This window comes from Acetobacter sp. P5B1 (genome assembly GCF_018811985.1).
GTDB lineage: Bacteria > Pseudomonadota > Alphaproteobacteria > Acetobacterales > Acetobacteraceae > Acetobacter > Acetobacter cerevisiae.
On record NZ_JACRVS010000019.1, the window covers coordinates 25113 to 47763 of the forward strand.

Annotated in this window: 21 protein-coding genes and 1 tRNA gene; 11 read left to right on the top strand and 11 right to left on the bottom strand. The window is 58.0% G+C overall.

Annotation, left to right across the window (positions count from 1 at the left end):
- The first annotated feature begins 20 nt into the window (after positions 1 to 20).
- Both KP703_RS11270 and guaD read left to right on the top strand, forming a co-directional pair.
- Complete coding sequence (locus tag KP703_RS11270; protein WP_215754986.1) at positions 21 to 923, top strand: LysR family transcriptional regulator; 903 nt, start codon at positions 21 to 23, stop codon at positions 921 to 923.
- 29 nt (positions 924 to 952) lie between these two features.
- On the top strand, positions 953 to 2284 hold the full coding sequence (gene guaD / locus KP703_RS11275) for a guanine deaminase (protein WP_215754987.1): 1332 nt from the start codon (positions 953 to 955) through the stop codon (positions 2282 to 2284).
- Between the two features lie 13 nt (positions 2285 to 2297).
- Here guaD and KP703_RS11280 read toward each other — a convergent pair whose 3' ends face one another.
- The 6 genes from KP703_RS11280 to KP703_RS11305 form a co-directional block, all read right to left on the bottom strand.
- Positions 2298 to 3905: a gamma-glutamyltransferase family protein gene (locus KP703_RS11280; RefSeq protein WP_215754988.1), complete on the bottom strand. Its 1608-nt coding sequence runs from the start codon at positions 3903 to 3905 to the stop codon at positions 2298 to 2300.
- 4 nt (positions 3906 to 3909) lie between these two features.
- Complete coding sequence (locus KP703_RS11285) at positions 3910 to 5274, bottom strand: AtzE family amidohydrolase (RefSeq protein WP_215754989.1); 1365 nt, start codon at positions 5272 to 5274, stop codon at positions 3910 to 3912.
- The gene (locus KP703_RS11290) at positions 5274 to 5459 is read right to left on the bottom strand and encodes a DUF4089 domain-containing protein (protein WP_062142306.1); all 186 of its coding nucleotides are present in this window, start codon (positions 5457 to 5459) and stop codon (positions 5274 to 5276) included. The genes KP703_RS11285 and KP703_RS11290 overlap by 1 nt, the downstream gene beginning before the upstream one ends.
- 34 nt (positions 5460 to 5493) lie before the next feature.
- The gene (locus KP703_RS11295) at positions 5494 to 6723 is read right to left on the bottom strand and encodes an alanine--glyoxylate aminotransferase family protein (RefSeq protein ID WP_061491075.1); all 1230 of its coding nucleotides are present in this window, start codon (positions 6721 to 6723) and stop codon (positions 5494 to 5496) included.
- A 24-nt stretch (positions 6724 to 6747) separates the two neighbouring features.
- Positions 6748 to 8034 carry an allantoate amidohydrolase gene (locus KP703_RS11300; RefSeq protein WP_373687483.1) on the bottom strand — a complete coding sequence of 429 codons (1287 nt, stop codon included), beginning with the start codon at positions 8032 to 8034 and terminating at the stop codon, positions 6748 to 6750.
- 124 nt (positions 8035 to 8158) lie between these two features.
- Positions 8159 to 8854: a GntR family transcriptional regulator gene (locus KP703_RS11305; protein WP_215754990.1), complete on the bottom strand. Its 696-nt coding sequence runs from the start codon at positions 8852 to 8854 to the stop codon at positions 8159 to 8161.
- A gap of 359 nt (positions 8855 to 9213) precedes the next feature.
- On the opposite strand from KP703_RS11305, the gene pgm reads away from it, so the two are divergent.
- Positions 9214 to 10860: a phosphoglucomutase (alpha-D-glucose-1,6-bisphosphate-dependent) gene (pgm, locus tag KP703_RS11310; protein WP_062142297.1), complete on the top strand. Its 1647-nt coding sequence runs from the start codon at positions 9214 to 9216 to the stop codon at positions 10858 to 10860.
- Between the two features lie 254 nt (positions 10861 to 11114).
- On the opposite strand, the gene KP703_RS11315 is transcribed toward pgm, so the two are convergent.
- From KP703_RS11315 to KP703_RS11325, 3 genes are all read right to left on the bottom strand, one after another.
- On the bottom strand, positions 11115 to 12458 hold the full coding sequence (locus KP703_RS11315) for a radical SAM protein (RefSeq protein ID WP_062142295.1): 1344 nt from the start codon (positions 12456 to 12458) through the stop codon (positions 11115 to 11117).
- A gap of 201 nt (positions 12459 to 12659) precedes the next feature.
- Positions 12660 to 13529, bottom strand: coding sequence for a neutral zinc metallopeptidase (locus tag KP703_RS11320; protein ID WP_215754991.1), 870 nt, complete (start codon positions 13527 to 13529; stop codon positions 12660 to 12662).
- Between the two features lie 103 nt (positions 13530 to 13632).
- The gene (locus tag KP703_RS11325) at positions 13633 to 14418 is read right to left on the bottom strand and encodes an ImuA family protein (protein WP_215754992.1); all 786 of its coding nucleotides are present in this window, start codon (positions 14416 to 14418) and stop codon (positions 13633 to 13635) included.
- A 321-nt stretch (positions 14419 to 14739) separates the two neighbouring features.
- On the opposite strand from KP703_RS11325, the gene KP703_RS11330 reads away from it, so the two are divergent.
- Both KP703_RS11330 and KP703_RS11335 read left to right on the top strand, forming a co-directional pair.
- Entirely contained in the window at positions 14740 to 15195 is a 456-nt protein-coding gene (locus tag KP703_RS11330; RefSeq protein ID WP_252354030.1) for a DUF2946 domain-containing protein, read from the top strand.
- A gap of 87 nt (positions 15196 to 15282) precedes the next feature.
- On the top strand, positions 15283 to 17466 hold the full coding sequence (locus tag KP703_RS11335; protein ID WP_215754993.1) for a TonB-dependent receptor: 2184 nt from the start codon (positions 15283 to 15285) through the stop codon (positions 17464 to 17466).
- 143 nt (positions 17467 to 17609) lie between these two features.
- On the opposite strand, the gene KP703_RS11340 is transcribed toward KP703_RS11335, so the two are convergent.
- Positions 17610 to 17683: transfer RNA gene (locus KP703_RS11340), tRNA-Gln, on the bottom strand.
- A gap of 189 nt (positions 17684 to 17872) precedes the next feature.
- On the opposite strand from KP703_RS11340, the gene KP703_RS11345 reads away from it, so the two are divergent.
- Both KP703_RS11345 and KP703_RS11350 read left to right on the top strand, forming a co-directional pair.
- Positions 17873 to 19003 (top strand): Ppx/GppA phosphatase family protein, encoded by a 1131-nt coding sequence (locus KP703_RS11345; protein ID WP_082779603.1) that lies wholly within the window; start codon positions 17873 to 17875, stop codon positions 19001 to 19003.
- The gene (locus tag KP703_RS11350) at positions 19000 to 19800 is read left to right on the top strand and encodes an RlmE family RNA methyltransferase (RefSeq protein WP_215754994.1); all 801 of its coding nucleotides are present in this window, start codon (positions 19000 to 19002) and stop codon (positions 19798 to 19800) included. The genes KP703_RS11345 and KP703_RS11350 overlap by 4 nt, the downstream gene beginning before the upstream one ends.
- Positions 19801 to 19849: 49 nt before the next feature.
- On the opposite strand, the gene KP703_RS11355 is transcribed toward KP703_RS11350, so the two are convergent.
- Positions 19850 to 20746 carry an ROK family protein gene (locus KP703_RS11355; protein ID WP_215754995.1) on the bottom strand — a complete coding sequence of 299 codons (897 nt, stop codon included), beginning with the start codon at positions 20744 to 20746 and terminating at the stop codon, positions 19850 to 19852.
- A 112-nt stretch (positions 20747 to 20858) separates the two neighbouring features.
- On the opposite strand from KP703_RS11355, the gene KP703_RS11360 reads away from it, so the two are divergent.
- The 4 genes from KP703_RS11360 to KP703_RS11375 form a co-directional block, all read left to right on the top strand.
- On the top strand, positions 20859 to 21101 hold the full coding sequence (locus tag KP703_RS11360) for a sulfurtransferase TusA family protein (protein WP_043549995.1): 243 nt from the start codon (positions 20859 to 20861) through the stop codon (positions 21099 to 21101).
- 78 nt (positions 21102 to 21179) lie between these two features.
- The gene (locus KP703_RS11365; RefSeq protein ID WP_373320526.1) at positions 21180 to 21434 is read left to right on the top strand and encodes an exodeoxyribonuclease VII small subunit; all 255 of its coding nucleotides are present in this window, start codon (positions 21180 to 21182) and stop codon (positions 21432 to 21434) included.
- 7 nt (positions 21435 to 21441) lie between these two features.
- On the top strand, positions 21442 to 22380 hold the full coding sequence (locus KP703_RS11370; protein WP_215754996.1) for a polyprenyl synthetase family protein: 939 nt from the start codon (positions 21442 to 21444) through the stop codon (positions 22378 to 22380).
- 5 nt (positions 22381 to 22385) lie between these two features.
- The coding region (locus KP703_RS11375) for a 1-deoxy-D-xylulose-5-phosphate synthase N-terminal domain-containing protein (RefSeq protein WP_306789697.1) at positions 22386 to 22651 on the top strand (266 nt) is incomplete at its 3' end.

Here is a 22651-nt window from a genome sequence, read left to right on the forward strand (position 1 = left end):
GCAAAATGAGATCACCCCTTATGCCGGTTTTTTCTCGTTTCCTCCGTTACTTCATCGCCGTGGCGCAACAAGGCTCCATCCGGAAAGCCTCGGACGAACTGAACATTGCGGCCTCCGCCATCGACCGGCAGATCCTGCAAGGGGAAAAGCTACTGGGCACTCAGCTTTTCGAGCGCCTGCCAACCGGACTACGACTGACCACCGCCGGGGAACTCCTGCTGTCTTCCGGCATCCGCTGGACCCGGGACCTCCGTGCCCTCACCACCCAGATTGATAATCTGAAAGGCTTGCGGCAGGGCTCGGCGGACATTCTGATCCCCGATGCACTGACCAAAGGCTTTCTGCCCGCCGTCCTGGGCCGCCTGCGGGAAACACACCCCGGTATTGTGGTAAATGTGCATGTGCGCGCCAGCCGGGACATGGGCGAGATTCTGGTAGACGGTCAGGCCGACTTTGCCCTGATGTTCAACCCCGGCCACATGCGGGAATTGTTTGTGCGGGCACATCGGGAAATTCCGCTCGGCTTCATCTCCCAGCCCGATCATCCGGTTGGTACGCTGGAAACAGCCCCGTTCAGCCTGTGTGCGGAATATCCGGTCGTCATCCCCGCCCCGCCTCTGGCGTTATGGAGGCCCCTTGAACTGCTGGAAGCCGAAACCGGCATCAAGATTCAGGCGGTTGCCCGGGCTGATAATATCCAGATGATCAAATCTCTGGTCAGCGCCGGGGTGGGCATTGGCATCCTCAGCTATCTGGATGTGTATGACGAAGTGCAGAAAAATCAGCTTGCCTTCACGCCCATCCTCAATAAAAAGCTGTCTCCGCTCACGCTGGCGCTCTGTGTTGACAGGTCGCGCCAGCTTTCCATGGCGGCCAGACTGATCATTTCTGAAATTGAGCAGTTTTTCGCCGATCAGCTCTAAAGCCGGCCCACTCATTCTTGCGAGGTTTCATGCCCTCTTCCTCCCGCACTGCCGCTCTGAGAGGGCGTTTTGTGACCTTTACTGGCAATCCGTTCACCATGCCGCCGGAAGACGCGCTGCATGTGGAAGAAGACGGGCTGATCCTGATTGAAAACGGGAAAATCACCCAATGCGGTGCGTATGATGCCCTGCGTGCACAGGTGCCGGAGGGGGTCAGCATCACGCATTACCCGGACAGCCTGATCAGCGCCGGGTTTATTGATACGCACGTCCATTATCCGCAGCTGCCCGTCATTGCCTCCTGGGGTGAGCAGTTACTGGAATGGCTGCAACAGTATGTCTTCCCGACCGAGGCAAAGTTCTCCAGCCCGGACTTCGCCCAGGCCATTGCCCGCGCCTTTTTGCAGGAGCTGCTACGCAACGGCACTACGACTGCCGCAGTTTACTGCACCGTGCATCCTGAATCCGTCACGGCTTTCTTTCAGGAATCAGAAAAGCTCGGCACCCGGATGATTGCAGGCAAGGTCCTGATGGACCGCAATGCCCCGGATAATTTGCGTGACACCGCTCAGCAAGGCTTTGATGAGTCTCAGAAGCTGATTGAGACATGGCATAATAAGGGACGCCAGCTTTACGCCATTACCCCACGCTTTGCGATTACCAGCACCCCGGAACAGCTGGAATGCGCAGGCGCTCTCTTCCACAGCCGCGATGATCTGTTCATGCAGACGCATCTTGCGGAAAATGAAGATGAGATTGCCTTCGTCAAAACTCTGTTCCCGGAACGCTCATCCTATCTGGATGTGTATGACAAAGCCGGACTGGTTGGGCCACGCGCCATTTTCGGTCATGCCATTCACATGCATGAACACGATTTTCAGCAGTGTCATGACACACACTGCACGCTGGCCCACTGCCCAACGTCCAACCTGTTTCTGGGCAGCGGCGCGTTTCGACTGTTTGATGCCGTAGACCCACGTCGCCCGGTCAATGTGGGTCTGGGCACAGATATTGGCGCGGGCACCAGCTTTTCTCTGCTCAGCACCATGGGGGAAGCCTATAAGGTTTCCCTAATGGCCGGGAAACAGCGCCTCCATGCCATTCAGGCCTTCTGGCTGGCCACAGCGGGAGCCGCACAGGCCCTGCATCTGGATGACAAAATCGGCACCATCGCCCCCGGCATGGAAGCCGATCTGTGCGTGCTGGACCCGGCAGCAACGCCTCTTCTGGCCCTGCGCACCAAAGAGTGTACCAGCATGGCCGACCTTCTGTTCGTACTGATGACGCTGGGAGACGATCGCAGCGTTAAAGCCACATGGGCCGATGGCCGCTCGGTCTACGTTCGGCCTGAGACCGCTTAAAGAACCGCCTGTTTTACCAGGCGGCCACAACACCATCACTGCGGGGGTCCGTCGCGCCCTCCAGTATGCCATTCCGGTGCCGGACAAGGGCACCGGCATGGCCCATCATTGACGTAAAGGGCGCGACCCGTTCCATCTGATGTCCAGCCGCCGACATCTGCGCGACCACCTCCGGCGCAAAGCGGTCTTCATATTTGAGGGTGACACTCTCCTCCCCCCATGTGCGCCCCAGCAGCCAGCGCGGGGCCGTGACGGCCTGCTGCAAGCCCATGCCATACTGCGCATAACGGGTGAACACGGCGGCCTGCGTCTGCGGCTGGCCCTCCCCGCCCATAGTGCCGTAAACCATGACCCGGCCATCATGGAACCGGGCTGCGGCAGGGTTCAGGGTATGGAACGGTTTCCGACCGGGACGCAGGGCATTCCACCCATCCTCAGTCAGTCTGAAGCTGGAGCCGCGGTTCTGCCAGACAATCCCTGTCTGCGGCAGGACCACGCCTGAACCAAATTCAAAATAGGTGCTCTGGATCATGCTGACCGCCACACCATCCGCATCAATCGCCCCCATCCAGACCGTATCACCCGCCTGAGACGGATACGGCCATGGGGCCGCCTTCTGTGGGTCAATGGCAGCGGCCATCTGGTCCAGCACTGCCGGGTCGCTCAGCGTATGCTGGGCTTCAACCGTCATATAGGCCGGGTCGCCCACGTGCGTGTCCCGATAACGAAACGCCTGCTTGGTCGCCTCAACCAATCCATGCCAATAGGCAAAGCTTTCCGGCTCCTGCACGCGCAGTCGGTCAAAAAGCGCCAGAATAAGAAGAGACGCGACCCCCTGCGTTGGCGGGGCCATATTATAGAGCGTCGCCCCGGTAATCCCGACAGAAAGAGGCTCACGGAGCATGGCGGCATGAGCGGCGAGATCAGCCGCAGAAAGCGGGCTGCCTGCTGCGGCAAGATCTGCGGCAACGCTCTGCGCCAGAGAGCCTGTATAAAAACTATTCGGCCCTTCTGCGGCCAGTGTCCGCAATGTCTGCCCCAATGCCGGATTTTTCAGAATATCGCCATCCCGTAGCGGGCGGCCTTCCGGCTCGAACACCGCCGCGTATCCGGGCACAACGCGCAACTCGGCCCCTTTTTGAACGGCAACCTCTGCGCCACCCGCCGTCACCGGCACCCCGGCTTCCGCATACCAGATGGCGTCACGCAAGAGCCGCTCCAGCGACAACGCCTGCGTCTGCTGCCGGGTATGGTAGGTTTGAGAAAGCCGGTGCGCCTCACCCCAGCCGGAAATGGTTCCCGCTACGGTGTTGGCCGCTGCTCCGCCGCGCCAAGGCACTACGGCGTGGCCTGCGTTGCGGTAAAATGCCAGATCAGCTTTGGCCGCCGCCGCCCCACAAGCATCAATGGTTTCCGTGCGCCCATCCGGCCACATAATCAGCCAGAAGGCATCACCCCCGATGGACGTCATATGCGGATAGACCACGGCCAATGCAGCTGCCGTCGCAATCACAGCATCCAGCGCCGTGCCGCCATCCTTCAGCACATCCAGCCCGGCCTGACTGGCCAGATGATGCGGTGATGTGACCATCCCTCGGGTTGAGCGGGGCGTATGCAGCATGAGGTCAGGCCTGTGTGTTCAGAGTTGCATCAGCACAGGGAAAGCCCAGTAAGCCGACTTTTTCCATCGCCTGCGCAAAGGCCAGAAGCGTTGCTTCTTTCCCCGGTGCTGCAATCAACTGCACACCGAGCGGCAAGCCGACGGGTTTCCCCGGTGCAGGAGCCAGTGGAGCCGCCACAACAGGCATGCCCGCAAGACTTAAAGGCTGGGTGAACAGGCCCAGATTAGCCCGTGCCGAAACCTGTTTGCCACCAAGCGTGATCGTCGGCTGGTCCAGCCGGGGTGCAGCACCCGTCGTGGCGGGAGCCACCAGAATATCCACCTCCCGGAAGGCGTCATGCAGCACATCCCGGAACCATGAGCGTATTCTCTGCGCATGCACAATCGGCATGGCGGGCAGCAACGCGCCTGCCATCAGTCTGTCACGCGTTGCCGGATCATACGCCATGGCCTGCGTCCGCAAGCGGCCCAGATGCAGCGCTCCGCCTTCCGCCGCCGTGATGACGAAGGACGCTGCCCGCGCCCGCGCCACCTCTGGCAGTGTCACCGTGCGCACATCGGCACACGCATCCAGAAGCCGATCCATCCCAGCCACCAGTTCCGGGGCCAGATCCTGCGCAAACCACCCGTCCAGACGCCCGATTTTCAAACCAGAGACGTCCTGACCTGTGGCAACGGACTGGCCGCTCAGTGCTTCAAACGCACAGGCGAGATCCGCACTGGTGCTGGTAAACGGCCCGACCACATCCAGACTAGCCGCAAACGGATAGACCCCCTGCAACGGCAGAAGCCCCTGCGTGGGCCGCAGCCCCCAAACCCCGCACAAAGAGGCGGGCACACGAATGGAGCCGTTGGTGTCAGACCCTAGTGTGAGCGGCAACAGTCCCGCCGCCACCGCAGCAGTGGACCCACCGGAAGACCCTCCCGCCAGACGCGCCGTGTCATGCGGGTTTTTTGTCGTACCGTAATGGGCGTTTTCTGTCGCAAACCCGTAAGCGAACTCATCCATATTGAGCGTTGCAACGGGAATAGCGCCTGCCGCACAAAGCCGACGCACCACTTCCGCATCCTGCGTGGCCGGGGGCTGGTTTTTCAGAACAACAGATCCGGCTGTTGTGACCAGACCTTCCAGATCAAACAGATCCTTCACGCCAAACGGCACACCGGCCAGCGGACCCACCTGTTCACCCCGGGCAAGACGCGCATCAACCTCGGCGGCCGCTTTCAGAGCGCGCTCATCCAGCAGGCGCGTAGCAGCGTTATAGACGTTATTCCGCTCCCGAATGGTCTGTAGCGTTTGCTGAACAATCTGGACGGCAGAGACTTCACCCGCCCGGATACGATGTGCAATGTCGATTAGGGACGTCATCAGGGGCGATACTCATAAGCAGGCAGACAGGTATCAGGCAGGGTCATGCCGCAAATCAGATCGACATAGCCCTGCAAGAGCTGTGTGTTGGCCACTACGCCCGGCAGGCAGGCTTCCGGAATTGTCAGATCAAGACAGGCAGCCGTCGCCTCCAGTCTGGCGATTGTGTTGTCTTTCTCGCTCATGTCGCCCTCCTGTCAGTCTGTTTCGATAGTGATATCAGTTCTGGCACGTTGCAAGAGCGGCATCCACACCTGCACCGCGTTTAACGGCATAGCCTTCTGCCGCCAGACAGGTTTCCAAAGCCCCAAGTGTTAGCAAAACATTGTGCTTTTTGGCATTGTAGCCCATGGCCCCGATGCGCCAGATCTTGCCCGCCAGCGGGCCAAACGCTGTGCCAATTTCAATACCGAAATCATCACGCATACGCTGACGCACCCGCTCGCCTTCCACACCCTCCGGGATCCACACCCCGGTTACGTTGGTCATGCGATAGGCATCATTCCCGAACACCTTCAGCCCCATGGCCCGCAGTCCGGCCACCATGGCGGCACCGGCAGCCTTATGCCGGGCAAAGCGCGCATCCAGCCCTTCTTCCAGCATCACACGGGCCGCTTCCCGCGCGCCGTAGAGCATGGTGGTGGCTTCCGTATGATGGTTCAGCCGTTTTTCCGACCAGTAATCCATCACCATGGCCAGATCGAAATAGTTGGAGGGGATACGCGCGCGGCTGCCGTTTGCCATATCCCCGCTACGAATTCCGGCTTCCACATGCCGGCGCGCCATGATGTGCTCTGCCGCACGGTCAGAAATGGTGATGGGTGCAGAACCCGGAGGCCCACCCATACATTTCTGCAAACCGCCGGAGACCACGTCCACGCCCCACGCATCGACCGCAACAGGCATGCCGCCCAGCGTTGCCGTGGCATCCACGTAGGACAGCACATCATATTTGCGGCACAGCGCGCCCACGCCTTCAAGCGGCTGCGCCATGGTGGTGGAGGTATCGCCATGGATACAGGCAAAAACCTGCGGGCGATGCGCGATTAATGCCTCTTCAATCTGCTCCAGCGTCGCCACTTCACCCCAGGGCAGATCAATCGTGCAGATTTCCGCGCCAATCCGCTCGGCAATTTCAGACAGCAGCAGGCCAAAACGCCCGGCCCGCACAATCAGGATTTTGCTGCCCGGTTCCACCAGAGAGACCAGAGCTGCCTCAATCCCCGCACGCGCCGTGCCGTCCACCAGAAAGGTCCAGCGGTTCTGCGTCATGAAAACCTGACGATACAGCGCCATGGTTTCATTCATGTAGGTGGTCATTTCCGGGTCAAACTGGCCCAGCATGTCCGCCGCCATGGCCCGCAGTACGCGCGGATGCACATTAACCGGCCCCGGTCCCATCAAAAGCCTCTGCGGCGGGTCAATCTGGCCAAAAAAATCGTTTGCCATCACACAGGCCTTTCCTTGGTTACGTTACGGACGACGTCCGGCAAAATCTTCAATAAAACGGGTCATGACCTGAAAGGCCTGCTCGACATCCGACGGGTTCACGGCTTCTGCCGGGTTGTGACTGATCCCGCCCTCACAGCGGATAAACAGCATGCAGACGGGGGCAAGTGCCGCGACGATCATGGCATCATGCCCTGCCCCGCTAACCATTCTGCGCGGCACAGTGCCCGTCACGCTCTGGGCGGCTTCACTCAGCATGTTGGTCAACGCGGCATCACACGGCGTTGCGGGCAGGTCCTGCTGCAAGCTGATCTCCAGCGTCACCTTGCGCCGGGCTGCCAGAGCCTCCAGCGCTATGCGGATTTCTGCGGTAGCGGCATTGCGCACTGCGGCATCCCCTGCCCGCACATCAATGCTGAAAACAACTTCCCCCGGCACAACATTTGGCACACCCGGCACCACGGTCAGCTGACCAACCGTGGCGACCAGATCAGACGGGCCGGACTGACCGATTTTTTCAATCGCCAGAACAGCCTCAGCGGCAGCAGCCAGAGCGTCCTGCCGCAAGGTCATGGGCATAGTGCCCGCATGCCCTGCCACACCTTTCATGCGCACACGGAAGCGATATTGCGCGGCAATGGCCGTCACCACACCCACAGCCCGGGTTTCAGCCTCCAGAACCGGCCCCTGCTCAATATGCGCTTCCAGATAGGCAAGGATTTCTTCCGGTTTGCGGGCCGCCTCCGGCATGCGTTCCAGCGCCAGACCTTCTTCGGCCAGAGCGTCCTGCAGGCTAATACCTGCCGCATCCTGCATCTCGGCAGGCACTTCTTTAAGAAGCCCGGCCACAGCGCGAGACGTCAACATGGCAGCAGGAAAGCGTGAGCCTTCCTCATCCCCAAACCCGATAACTTCCAGCGCAAACGGAAAGCGTCGCCCCTGCGCGGCATAGTGTGCGACAAGTTCCACACCCATCAGCACACCCAGCATGCCGTCATAGCGGCCGCCATCCCGCACGCTATCAATATGGGAGCCGATAAGCAGGGCCGGAGCATCTGGTGTCAGCCCCTCGTAGCGCCCGACGAGATTCCCCGCTGCATCAATGCGGGTTTTCATGCCCGCAGACTGCATCCAGCCAGCAATACAATCACAAGTCGCGCGATAGGATGCGCTCAGATACGGGCGGAAAAGCTGGTCTTTTTCTTCAGAATAGGGTGCAACACCCAGCTCATCACACCGGGCAACGGCACGGTGTCCTCCCGGAGGCAGCGCTGAAAGGCTGGCGATATCCGAACAGTCTGAAGACATCATAAAAAGAGGCTCCTGCCTGCAATGGCGCAAGTCGTTGCAGTTCGCATACAATCTTGCATACAAGAAAAAGGTCTTGCAACCCCCTTCCGCATGTCATGCTCAGGAGGGATGCTTTGATTGGTGTTTAATCGGGGCGACCGAGCGCAGATTTCAGGTTTTTCAGCCGGGTGCGCACATGCCGTTCGTTCAGTGCGTTTTCCACATGGCGCAAATGCGCATCCATTAAGCGGGCCGCTTCCGGCACGTCGCCTGCTTCCAGCGCATCAATAATCTGCTCATGTTCGCCGCTGGATTCACACGCATCGTGAGACGATTGGTAGAGGGCGGCAATCAGCACGGTACGCGTTGTCAGATCCTGCAACAAAGCCGCCAGCACCGGGCTCCCCAGCGTTTCCGCCAGACAGACATGAAAATGTCCGAGCAGATAACTGCGTGCGGCTCTGTCATCTCTCTCGATAGCAGCCTGTTCCGCCTGAACATGTTCCCGCAAAGCCTGAATGACGCGGGCGTCGCCCTTCCCCAGCGTGACCAGCATCCCCACTTCCAGCGCCCGGCGGGCATCCAGCGTATGACGAGCTTCTTCCTCGGTAGGCTCAATCACAAACCAGCCCCGGCGAGAGGAGACCTGCACAATGCCGCGGGCCTGCAACCGCATCATGGCCTCGCGCACCAGCGTGCGGGATACCCCGAAGATTTCCGCCAGATCCTTTTCCCCCAGTCGCTCGCCCGGTGCGATCTGGCCAGAGAGCGCGGCATAGACAATGCGGTCCTCAATCCGGCTGGAAGACGAGCCCTCATCAGGAAGTGCGGTCAGGGTCATGCGGTTTTTGTCCGTCATAGTGCTCAGGGATCGTTCCGGTTCATCAGCATTCTCTTCTTATATACAGAGCGGGCCCGCAAGACAGACAGATCTTGCACCTCTTCAAAGCCTCATTCCGGCCAGACTCTCGTGTTTGATAGGTCTTCTCTCGTTTGTCTGCCTTTTCCAGAGCCCCTTCTCAGAAACGCATCTTTGCTAAATAAAAGAAAACAATTACCGTTAGGAAATTTTTTATTAGTCAAGACCGGCGGAAACGCCCTTTCCGCTCTGGACATCCCACCGGACACACGCTTTCCTCCTGACAGAAAGCGTATTGGCAGACCGTTGATACCCCAGGTTCTACAAGGATTTTTGAAGCGATGGCCTCACTCAGCCCGTTTGCTGGCAAGACACTTGATCAGTCCCAGCTTACTGACATCCCGGCTCTGATTGCAGCGTATTATGACCGCAAGCCTGATGTCTCCATTCCGACCCAGCGCGTCTCCTTTGGCACCTCCGGGCATCGCGGATCGTCCTTCCACACCAGTTTTAATGAAGGCCATATCCTGGCCATCTGCGAGGCGATCTGCCGCCACCGGAAGGCTGAAGGCATTGATGGCCCTCTGTTTGTTGGCATGGATACGCATGCTCTGTCCGGTCCGGCTCAGCGTTCTGCCATTGAAGTGTTTGCAGCCCATGGGCTGGATGTGCGCGTGGACGAGAATGATGGCTTCACCCCCACACCCGTCATTTCTCACGCAATTCTGACCTATAACAAAGGCCGCACGACAGGGTTGGCTGATGGTGTCGTCATCACCCCCTCCCACAATCCGCCGTCCGATGGTGGTTTTAAATACAACCCGACCAACGGTGGCCCTGCGGATACTGCCATTACAAAAGCCATTCAGGACATGGCCAACGGTTTTCTGGCTGATGGCCTGAAGGATGTGAAGCGCCTTCCCTATGAGGAAGCTCGCAAGGCCGCCTGCATCAAAGGGTATGACTACATTACCCCCTATGTGGCTGATCTGGACTCCGTCATTGATATGAAGGCCATTCGGGATGCCGGCGTAAAAATCGGCATTGACCCGCTCGGTGGTGCTGCTGTGCATTACTGGAAGCCGATTATTGAGCGTTACGGCCTGAACGCTACGGTGGTGAATGAAACGGTAGATCCGCAGTTTGCCTTCATGACGGCCGACTGGGATGGCCAGATCCGTATGGACTGCTCCTCGCCTTACGCCATGAAGAGCCTGATTGGCATGGCCGACCAATTTGACGTGGCCTTTGCGAACGACACCGACGCCGACCGCCACGGCATTGTGGCCAAGCCGGATGGCCTGCTGAACCCCAACCATTACCTTGCTGTCGCTATCTCCTATCTGTTCCGTAACCGCCCCGACTGGAGCCCCGAACTGGGTGTAGGCAAAACGCTGGTCAGCAGCGGGCTGATTGACCGCGTTGCGAAAGATCTCGGTCGTAAGCTGGTGGAAGTGCCTGTCGGGCTGAAATGGTTTGTGCCGGGCCTGATGGATGGCTCACTGGGCTTTGGTGGTGAAGAAAGCGCGGGCGCGACCTTCCTGCGGCGTGATGGCACCGTCTGGACCACAGATAAGGACGGCCTCATCCTCGGCCTGCTGGCTGCTGAAATTACGGCGAAAACCGGCAAAAACCCGAGCGTGCAGTATCGCGAACTCAGTGCACGTCTGGGCACGCCGTTCTACGCGCGCATTGATGCCCCTGCCAATGCCGAACAGAAAGCCAAGCTGAGCAAGCTTTCACCGGAGCAGTTCCCGCTGGAAACGCTGGCTGGAGACAAGATTATCAGCAAGCTCACGCGCGCTCCGGGCAATGACGCCCCCATCGGCGGCCTGAAAGTGGTGACGGAAAACGGCTGGTTTGCCGCCCGCCCCTCCGGCACGGAAGATGTCTACAAAATCTACGCCGAAAGCTTCAAAAGCGAAGAACACCTGCACGCTATCCAGACGGAAGCTCAGGCCGCCATTTCGAAAGTTTTTGCATCCTGAAAAAGAGCGCCTGCTTTGCTGCCTGATGGCATGAAGCAGGCTCTTTCTTTATTTCTGCTTTCTACGATCAAGGCGCAGCGCTACCAGAGAACGCTGCGCCTTTGTTTTGTAATCTGCCGGACTGCAAGAACGGCTTACTGATGCTGGAGCAGAGAACCTGTCCCGCTCATTGCCATCAAAAAATGATCCGTTACGGTAGCAGCGGAAAATCCATTTTGAAAAAAACTTTGACCGAAAAGCTTGATGAGATTTTTTCAGGACGGAATTTTCGAACAGTTTAGTGAATGAAAAAAACTATCCAGATCATCAATATCCCGAATATTTCTGGTGAGAATAGGTATTTCAACCATCGCTTCGCCCTCACTGGCCCGACTGATCCCTCTTAATTCGAGCGTTCCATCCCACATAAGACGAGCCAGATATCGGTCTGGCAAAAAACCGGCCTCCGAATATGCAGCAGGCACCACGTCCGGTTCAGCGACATCGTCCTCACGTGTTTTCGAAAAAGCCGGCCTATCCAGAACAACTTGCCCTGAGCCCAGATGAGGAAGATTGGCCTGAAGCCAGTCCCAGTCCTCCTCCTGTAAAAACTCCTGATCACGAAAAGCTGCCTCAATAAATGGCACATCGTAAGTATAGCGAATCTCCACACGTGCAGCGCGGCGTTCTTCTATCAAATAACGGGCCATACTCGGCAACTCATCGAGGTTCGATTTATAAGCCATAATAATATAGTATAAATTAACTGATGAATTGACCTCATTAAATGCAGTGATGAGCTTATCCCAGTTTTCCATGAAGATGGGAAAGCGTGCCCCCTTACGCATCCGTTCATAGATTTCTGGCGTGAGAGATTCGAGAGAGATATTGACGTGAGAGATTTCGCTTTTTGCGAGCCCTTGAAAATAAGATTCCGGCATACGGCGGGCAAAATTCGATGTGAAAAACACCTTCTTTCGCATCGCGGGCGGTACCAGATTCAGAAATGAGAGAAAATCCGGATGAAGCGACGGCTCATGCAGGCAGGAAAACCAGAATTCCCGGTCCTTGGTATAGGGCATGAGGCGGAGAGCTGATTCCAGGGTTTCCTGCGTCATAAAGTGCGTTTTGCGCACCTTACTGTAATCATAAAGGCAGAAAGGACAGCGCAGATTGCAGTTATCGACGATATCCATCGCAACATGCAGAAGTGGATGCCAGGATTCCAGATTGGGGGCGCGACAAACTTCGTTCCGGCCCGGAACCCTTACCTGCAGATTCTTTTGTTCTTCAGGGGTGATCTCACGCTTTAGAGGAAACCAGAATCCATACTGCCGGCTGTTATCACCAACCCCTGCAATTCCATGATTAAACTGACTTGCAACAGCGTTACCAAGGCTTTCCCCTGTTTCTGGCAAAAAAGCTTCTACAGAGAGGCGTTCAGCCGGATCATCCGGATCCATCACCCAGCCGTGCACGTGACGCAAACCAATATGATCCACAAAGCCGAGCTGAGATGTGACTGGATTGCCCTGCTCTTTTTTTAAATCGCCTTCTTTGGAGCGGTATCCCTTAAAAGCTCTTAAAATTTTGCGGCTTAATTTCTTAACACTCTTCAATGGAACACCGTACGCGCATCAGGTTTTCTTTGGATAACCCAGTAGTATAAGAGGTCCCCAAAAAAAAAGCATGCAACATTTTTGAGATTCTCTATTTCTATGCGCAAAAAAAATGCCCCCCGAATAATATCGGGAGCACTTTTTTATTCATTGCTGGAATCAGAAGGATGCAGATTCAAAACAGTTTGAATAAGACCCGCCTTAAAGAGCAAGCGCGCTGAACGTATCGCACTGCCGGATATCGCCGCTTTGCAGCCCCCGGCTGAACCAGTTGACACGCTGGGCGGATGTACCGTGCGTAAAGCTATCTGGCACAACATAGCCCTGCCCCTGCCGTTCCAGGCGATCATCCCCCACAGCGGAGGCCGCATTCAGCCCCTGCTGCACATCGCCCGATTGCAGGATGCTCTTTGCGTCATTCGCCCGCTTGGCCCAGACACCGGCAAAACAATCCGCTTGCAGCTCGGTCCGGACAGAAGCGCCCGTCGCGCCGCGCTCGCTCATGCCGCCATTCTGCTTTTCAAGCTGCGCCATAATCCCCAGCTCATTCTGGACATGATGCCCGACCTCATGCGCCACCACATAAGCCCGCGCAAAGTCACCCCCGGCACCCAGCCGGTTTTTCAATTCCTGAAAAAAGGCGAGATCCAGATACACCTTGTGGTCCGCCGGGCAGTAAAATGGTCCCACAGACGTTTGCGCATATCCGCAGGCAGACTGCGTGCCGCCTGAGAACAGCACCAGTCTGGGCTCATGATACGTGCGGCCCATCTGCTGAAAATAGGATGTCCAGACATCTTCTGTTGAACCCAGAATACGGGCAATAAACTGCTTCTGCGTATCCGGCCCCTGCACAGACTGCTGCGGCGCGACAACCGCGCTTTGATTACCGGAAGACGCACTCCCTTCCAGAAGGCTGAAAACAATTTTGGGGTCTACTCCAAAATACAAAGCCCCCAGTGCCAGCAGAATGCCGCCAATACCGATCTTCAGAGGGGCACGGCCACCACCACCGCCGGAACCACGCTCGTCATCAATATTCGTGCTTTCCCGCTCATCATCCAGACGCATGCTTTCTATCCTTCTGTGCCTGATAGTCCGATCATGCGCTGCTCCTTAGCATGGATCAGCTTCAGATACGGCAAGAAGAAAAGCATCCTCGCTCGTGAGAAACTCAGGCGCGTAAGGCGCTCCGCCACCACGACCGCCGCTCTCTATCGTCCCGGGCGTGTTGCGGGCTTTCTTCTGGCGAAACCGAGAAAGGATGCCTCTCATACTGGGCGGGATCAATCACCCAGCCAGCCGCCCCACCATGATGATGGCTCAGCATCTCAATCGACCACCGCTCTTCCGCCGCATAGGCGCCGCCAACAGGGTTATCTCTGAGGCTGAACGACGTGCTTGGCCCGATTTTCCAGCGTGTGGCACTCAGGCAGTGTGACGGACAGCCAGCCAGAAAAGCTGAGCGATAGAGCAGAAAGCCGGTCGCTCCGCGCTCATGCGCAGCCCGTTGCAGGCGGCGCGTTGTGCCAAGGTCTGGCGCTGTGCGGCTATCAACCACCACGGCCCCAACGCCTGGTTCCCGCAGCACGGCTTCACATAAATCCACAAAAGAGGCTTGCGTGGCTGTCACACAGATCAACCGCCCCGGATTGAGACCAGCCTGCTCAACGCCTGCTACACAGAGATCGAGCGTTTCCTCGCCAATCCAGATGACCACACCTGTCGTGCGGACCAGAACGGCTGCCACAAAACGCGCAGGCTTGGCAGAAACCTGTCGGTCACTCCCTGCTCCAAAAAATTCGTGGACGGTCCCTTTTTCCAGACCGCCGCCCAGACGGGCATCAATTTCCGCAACACCTGTGGAAAGCCGTTGCGTGATGGAACTGGCAGGGCTGATGTTCATCCGGGCAATCCGGTCCCGCAGCAAATCCAGTGTATCCGAGTGTGATGACGCCATGAGTGCATCCCTCCTGTTCCGCTTTTTATAATGAGAACAAAACAGGAACTCAAGAGCTTTCTGCCCGCGTCATCCGGTCTCCCTTGATGCAAGCCACTGCCACCCTATGGCCACTCATACTCTTTGCGTCCCTCAAACATGAGCTGAACTAGCGTCAGTAAAAAGGGAGAATACCCTCCTCAGCACCCTAAAACGCATAGTACTTAGGCTATACCCCTCCGGGGTTCTGGAGATAAAACGCATGATTATTATGCTCTTTACAACAGCCTCAGAGTGCTTTCTTAAGGGGATATTCCCGGAATAGAGGCGAACACTCTTCCCATGCGCCGTTCAGACTCAGTCCCCTTTGCGTTGGCGACACTGTGTCGCTGGCTGATGGTGTGCTGCGTTCTGCTGGGGTTTTGCGGACAGCTTTTTCTCCAAAGCAATGCTCTGCCGGATGAAGCACCCCGTGTGACATTTGAACGGCTGACCGGATTACAGATCGGGCCAGATCAGCCCCCCGCGCTCCCGCATGTCATGCACATGGCTGCCGGGCATATGCTGAAAATGGCACACGCCAAAGCGCCTCAGCATTCAGGCCATCATCATGATGGGTCGTGCCCGCTCTGCCCGCTGCTGCATCTGCCAGTTGTCATTTTCAGTGTGGCGTTTCTTGCGGCCCTGATCCTGATTGCCTGGTCTCAGTCAGCCTATGGCACGCTCCTGCCGCGCGCACCGCCGCTTCTTGCTCTTGCCCTTCGGCCACCACCTACGGGGCCACCAGCCTTTCTCTGAAAACGATACGCGCTGACACGCAGGCCTTCAGGACACCTGAACGCCTGTGATGTCGGCTGTTTCCGTTTCAAGGAAAGTCTCAGCACAATGTCTTGTCTTTTTGTTCGGCATGCCGCGCGCACCAGCCTGCTTGCTGCCGGTTGCGCGCTGGCCTGCACAGTCGCCCGCCCATCCGCAGCGGACGCTCAAAGCCGTCTGCCCGCTACACCTGTTTCAACAGAAGCCTTAACCGTACCAACCACGCCAACCTCAGACGCGGACGCCGACAGCCCATCCACAGAGCAGATGACGGTCAACGGAACCCGGCATCACATGTCCTCCAACCCGGATACGGCCAATCTGTTTCGGCACAGTCTGGGATACAGCGCCTATTCCGCTGGCGGTGTCTCCTCTTTGCCTGTTCTGAACGGCATGGCGGATGAGCGCGTGGCGACCTTTGTCGATGGCATGCGCATTCCCTCCGCCTGCCCCAACCATATGAATCCGGCAATGTCCTATATTGACCCGGATGCCGTCTCGTCCGCTGTCGCCATTGCGGGCATCACCTCTGTCAGTCAGGGTGGCGACAGCACCGGCGGCACGCTGGAGGTCAATCGGAAAGATCCCATCTTTTCCAGCACGTCCAAATTGCTCGTGACAGGCCATGTCCGGGGGGATTATCGCAGCAATGGCGGCGGATCGGGCGCGTCCGGCTCTCTCACCACTGCCAATGACTGGCTAAGCCTGCGCTATACCGGCTCATATAGCCATGCCAGCGACTATCACACGGGAGGCAACAGCCGGCGCGTTCTCTCCACCAGCTATCTCAGCTTCAACCATGCCGTGACACTTGGGGTGAAAAAAGAGAACCATCTGCTGGCGCTCACCGTCGGTCAGCAGGATATCCCTTATGAGGGTTTCCCCAACCAGTACATGGATATGACCAATAACCGCTCCACCTTTGTGAACGGCAAATACAAGGGTGATTTCAACTGGGGCACGCTGGAGGCTCGCGGTTTCTGGCAACGGGTCGACCACGCCATGAACATGCTGGCCGACAAAGGGGGCCATACCGCCACAACCGGCATGCCGATGAATACGGATACCCGCACGGCAGGCTATTCCATCAAGGCGACCATTCCGCTTGGCCGGAAGCATATACTCGGGCTGGGTAGCTCCTTTGACCATAATGGCCTGAACGACTGGTGGCCGCCCCTGAGCGGCAGCATGATGATGGGGCCAGACACGTTCCATAATATCAATCAGGGACACCGCGACCGCCTCGGCCATTATATTGAATGGAAAGCCCAGTGGCTGCCGCGCTTCTCCACAGAACTGGGACTGCGGAATGATCTGGTGATGATGAATACCGGTCCGGTCGCCCCGTATTCATGGACCAGCATGATGAGCATGGCCGACGCCATGGCTGCCCAACGCTTTAACGCGGCCTCTCGCGGACGCACCGACACCAATTTTGATGTCACAGCTCTGGCACGCTGGACACCTCTCGACAGCCTCACGCTGGAGGGTGGATACGCCCGCAAAAGCCGCGCTCCCAGCCTGTATGAGCGCTACTCATGGGGCGAAGGCGCTATGAGCACCACAATGATTGGCTGGTTTGGAGACGGCAATGGTTATGTCGGCAACCTCAACCTGAAATCAGAAATTGCCAATACGCTCAGCACCACCCTCACCTGGCATGACCCGGTGAACAATGCGTGGGAACTCAAGGTGCAGCCTTATTATACCTACACCCACAATTATATAAATGTGGTGCGCATTGGCACGCTCTCTAACGGCCTGTCCAAACTCCAGTTCGTCAACCACAATGCCCGGAGCTACGGCATCAACAGTTCAGGCTTCGTCAGACTCTGGAAAAGCCCGGCTTTTGGGGCAGGAGAGCTCAAAGCCAATCTGAACTGGGTACGGGGGCAGGATCTGGTGACCCGCTCCGGCCTGTATCATCAGATGCCCGCCAACGGCTCCATCAGCCTGCATGAAACCTATGAAAACTGGACGGGTCGCGTCGAGGTCACCCTTGTTAAAGCCAAGAGCACTGTGGACTGGCTGCGCAATGAGCCCCGCACGCCCGGCTATGCCCTGCTGGGTCTGGGCGGAAGCTACCACTGGCGGGTGCTGACACTGGATGCCAGCATCGAGAACGTCCTGAACCAGAAATACTATCTGCCGCTAGGCGGTCTTTCTCTGGGGGACTATCGCGCCACCGGGGTTCTGAGCCCGCTCGCGGGTTTAGGGCGCTCGTTCAATCTGAGCCTGAGCGCGACCTTCTGAAATCTGGCAGCGCCCTGCTTTGCGATCCTCCTCCTTATGGGAGATCGGAAGGCAGGGTGACCTGTCTGAACACAGGTTTACAGCGCAGAGTTGAATATCACTCTGAGCGACCCAATATAAGACTATAATTTTTTGGGAAAGATTGGCTGGGAGACCTGGATTCGAACCAGGGCTGACCGGGTCAGAGCCGGTAGTTCTACCGCTAAACTATCTCCCAGCAAGGAGAACCGGGAGGCTTAAAAAGCCGCCTCCGCTGCGGTGACGCCTTCCTAGCACTGTGAATTAGGGGGCGCAAGTGCCTAAACGAAAAGAAATGTCGGTTTGTCACATAATTGTCTTGCTCCTTTGGCCGCCCTCCCCAAAAATAGTCTTAACATGAGTCAACCTCTTACTAAGGACCGGACAGATGGATCGCATCCCCCCCTGGGCCGGCCGCCCGGACAGACCAGCTTATCCTTCACCCTACTCTCGTTCTGCCGAAGATGAGCTGTTTGCCGCGCTCGACCTGGGAACAAACAACTGCCGTTTGATGGTCGCGGCGCAAACCGCTGGCGGCTTCCGCGTTATTGATAGCTACAGCCGCATGGTGCGGCTGGGTGAAGGCCTGCACCATACAGGCCGACTGGGCGAACCCGCCATGGAACGTACACTGGACGCACTGCGCGCCTGTGCGGAACGTGTCGGTCGCCGCCCTATCAAGAATATCCGTGCCGTTGCAACGGAAGCCTGCCGCCGCGCGGTGAACGGATCAGACTTTCTGAACCGCGTGCGGACGGAGACCGGCTTTCATATCAATATCATCTCCGCGCGAGAGGAAGCCTCCCTTGCGGTAGAAAGCTGCGCCAACCTTGTGCACAATCCGCGCTTCGGGCCTGTGCGCAACCGGGCGTTGCTGTTTGATATTGGCGGCGGCTCGACAGAAATTGCCTGGGTCCGTGTGGACGCCCCTCGTCAGACGCATGAGCTGATTGGCTATCTGAGCCTGCCCGTGGGGGTCATTACCCTCTCAGAGCAGTTCGGCAGCACCGGCCATGATGACCCGAGCCTCTATAAAAAGATGGTGGACCACACCAAGGCGGCCCTGCAGGACTTTGAGGGCGTGCATCGGATTGGCCCGGAAATTCGGCGCAAGCAAACACGCTTTATTGGCACCAGTGGCACCGTCACCACACTGGCGAGCCTTGTGCTCAACCTGCCCCGTTATGTGCGTGCGGCGGTTGATGGCTCACAGCTGCCAGCCACCAGTGCCCGCAAGGCCGTTCGGACATTGCAGGATATGGGGCATGCAGGCATAGAACAGCATCCGTGCATCGGGCCGGATCGTGCCCCCTTCGTTTTGCCGGGCTGCGCCATTTTCGAGGCTATTCACGAGACCTGGCCGGTGGAAGATATTATTGTGGCAGACCGTGGCCTACGGGATGGCATGGTTCTGCGCATGATCCGCAAGAGTGGGTCTGCATCCAGAAGGCTCCACAAAGCGCCCATGCTCAATGGCCCCATCCCTTTTCTGCACCCTATTCAAGCAACAGGTTCATGAGCGACAAAAAATCCGGGCCTCCCCGGAAAGCAACTTCTCTCCGCGTTCCGGGGCGTGCCCGCACCAGCAGCAGCGCCCCCGGCTCCAATCATTCTCTGGATGACTCATCAGCCCCGCGCACAATGCGCACCAAATCCGTCAGCCTCCGCACGGCGCGCGGACGCACAACTGCGCAGCAGCGCTGGCTGGCCCGCCAGCTGAACGACCCCTATGTGCAGGCTGCCCACAAGCAAGGCTGGCGTTCCCGTGCGGCCTTCAAGCTGATTGAACTGGATGACCGTTTTCACCTCATCCAGCCCGGCATGCGCGTGGTCGATCTGGGTGCCGCACCCGGCGGCTGGACACAGGTGGCCGTCAAACGTGGTGCGAATCGCGTTGTCGGGGTTGATCTGCTGCCGGTTGATCCTGTGGCGGGTGCCGAGATCATCGAAGGCGACTTCACAGACCCCGAGATGCCGGACAAGCTGGTCAGCCTGCTGGATGGCAAGGCCGATCTGGTGCTCTCGGACATGGCCCCCAACACAACCGGCCACGGCCCGACGGACCATATGCGGATTATCGGGCTTGCTGAAGAAGCCCTGTATTTTGCCTTTGAAATTCTGGCAGAGGGCGGTGGTTTTGTCGCCAAGGTGTTTCAGGGCGGCTCGGAAAAGGCCATCCTTGATGTGATGAAGCAGGCCTTCACTTTGGTGCGGCACGCCAAACCACCGGCCAGCCGCAAGGATTCTAGCGAACTTTATGTGGTAGCGACAGGCTTCCGGCCTGATCGCCTCAAAGAGGCTCAGGCCAACACCTGAGCCTGCCGGAACGGAATGAGCAGGCAGGCCTCACCTCAGGTCAGCCTGTTTATTTCCCCCACAGCCACGCAGCGCCACGCACGCCGGAACTGTCACCATGCTGATTTTTCAGCAGTTCCGTGCGGCATTCCGGGGTGATGGCGTATTTCTTCATCACCTCAGGCACGCGGGTGTAGATCGTCTTCAGGTTGGAGACGCCGCCGCCCAGCACAATCGCGTCCGGGTCCACCATGTTGATGACCAGCGCGCAGGCACGCCCCAGCCGATCCACATACGTATCCAGCGCCTTAAGGGCAGCGACATCGCCTGCAGCAGCAGCTTCTTCAATACCGTCTGCGCAGCGTTGCCCCTCGCCTTTCCATGAAGCAGCCAGAGCAGGGCCGCACAGGAAACGCTCCAGACAGCCCTCATTCCCACAGAAGCACTTCGGCATAGGGAATTCGTCTTCCCGCACCCACGGAAGCGGGATATGCCCCCATTCGCCGGCAATGTGATGCAGGCCTGTCACCGGTTCACCGTTAATGACAAAACCGCCACCCACGCCGGAACCGAGAATCACCCCGAAGACGATCTTGCGACCCGCTGCTGCGCCATCCACTGCTTCAGACAGCGCAAAACAGTTGGCATCATTCTCTACCTTCACCGGGCAGCCGAGCACCTGCTCCAGATCTTTGCCGAATGTCTGGCCGTTCAGCCATGTAGCATTTGCATTCTTGACCCGCATTGTGCGGGAATCAATAGCACCGGGGATACCGACCCCGACCGTAGCCGTCCGGTTTGTACGTCCACGTCCCTCTTCCACGAGATCCCGCAACGTCACGAGCAGATCATCGTAATTACCGGGATTTGCAACACGATGCCGCAGAAGGATTTCCCCTGTGGAATCAAGGGCTGCTATTTCGACCTTGGTTCCACCAACATCGATTCCTAAACGATAATCTGACATACAGCGACCCTACGTCTTCTTCCGGCAAATGATTAATATGCCATGCGGCATGGGATAAATTAGTGAACTATGCAATCACACATCTTCCACTCTCTATACAAGGCTCTGTGTCATGAATGAGGCTGTTCTTGATGCGCGGGGGCTTGGCTGCCCCCTTCCGGTTTTAAAAGCCAACCGTCTTTTGCGCGGCATGCAGGCGGGAGAAAAGCTCCGCGTTCTGGCAACAGACCGGTCCTCTATCGTGGATTTTCAGGTGTTTTGCAGGGAAACCGGTCACGCGCTGGTCGCGTTTTCAGATGAAAACGGCTCCCTGTCCTTCACCATCAGACGCCGTGCGGATATACCCTCACCGTGAGGGCGGTATGTTTTATTGCGCATTCTACCCCGGCAAGACTTGGCAGACCCACGCTTATCGGAGTAATGCCTGCCCCTCATGACGGATAGGAAGACCTGCGCCATGTCGGATAACATCAAGTCTCTGTCGTTTGAGGACGCACTCTCCGAGCTGGAGAAGATTGTACGCGGCCTTGAAGGCGGCCAGCTCAAGCTGGAAGAGGCCATTGCATCCTACGAGCGCGGGGCAGCCTTACGCCAGCATTGCGAAACCAAGCTGAGCGAGGCCGAGGCCCGCGTTCAGGCGATCGTGCAACGGTCTGACGGATCGTTGACCATGAAACCTATGGATTGAGACGTCGATGACTGACCCGACAACCATCGCCCCTTCCCAGACGCACTCCTCAGCCAATGGGCCGCTGCTCAAGCAGGCTATGGCGGCCCGCGCCAAAGTGATTGAAGCGACAATCGACCAGCTTCTGCCGCCCACCAGCGGTGGCGATGCCCGTCTGATTGACGCCATGCGTTATGCCACGCTGGGCGGCGGCAAGCGCCTGCGCGGTTATCTGGCCATGGCAACCGCCAGCCTGTTTGATGTGCCGGACTGCCAGTCCGCCCGCGTTGCGGCCTCCGTTGAAATGCTGCACGCCTACTCCCTGGTGCATGATGATCTGCCGGCCATGGATGATGATGATCTCCGTCGCGGTCAGCCCTCCACCCATCGCAAGTTTGATGAAGCCACGGCTATTCTGGCCGGTGACGCTCTTCAGACCAAAGCATTTGAAATTCTGGCAGAAGCCGAAACGCACGAGAGCACGACCGTGCGCATCGCCCTAATCACCGCTTTCGCGCAGGCCTCAGGCGCTGCCGGAATGGTGGGCGGTCAGATGATCGACATGGAAGGCGAAGGCCGCGCCCTGCCGCTGGAAGAAGTCCGCCACCTGCATGCCCTGAAAACCGGCTGCCTGATCCGCTACTCGGCAGAAGCAGGAGCCATTCTCGGGCAGGCCAAACCGGAACTTCAGCAGCGTCTGCGCTCCTACGGTGCCAATATTGGTGCAGCCTTCCAGATTGCGGATGATGTGCTGGACGCCACGGCTACGGCTGAAGAACTGGGCAAGACGGCTGGGAAGGATGAAGCTTCCGGCAAGTCTACCTACGTTGCCCTTCTGGGAATTGACGGCGCGCGCGCCGAAGCAGAACGCATGGCCAAAAGCGCCATTGAAGATCTTGCTCCGTTTGGAGAGCAGGCCGACCGCCTGCGAGATCTGGCCTATTACGTGATTGAACGCAGGAACTGAGAAGAATGTCGGACAAGCCCCAGATTCCCACCCTTGGCCGTTTTCCTGCTCTGGACCGGGTGACCTACCCGTCTGACATGCGGAACCTTTCGGTCGAGCAGCTCAAGCAGATTGCGGACGAGCTGCGGGCCGAGACCATTGACGCCGTCTCCACCACCGGTGGCCATCTGGGCGCCTCTCTGGGCGTGGTGGAACTGACCGTGGCCCTGCATGCGGTGTTCGATACCCCGGCTGACAAGGTGATCTGGGATGTGGGCCATCAGGCCTACCC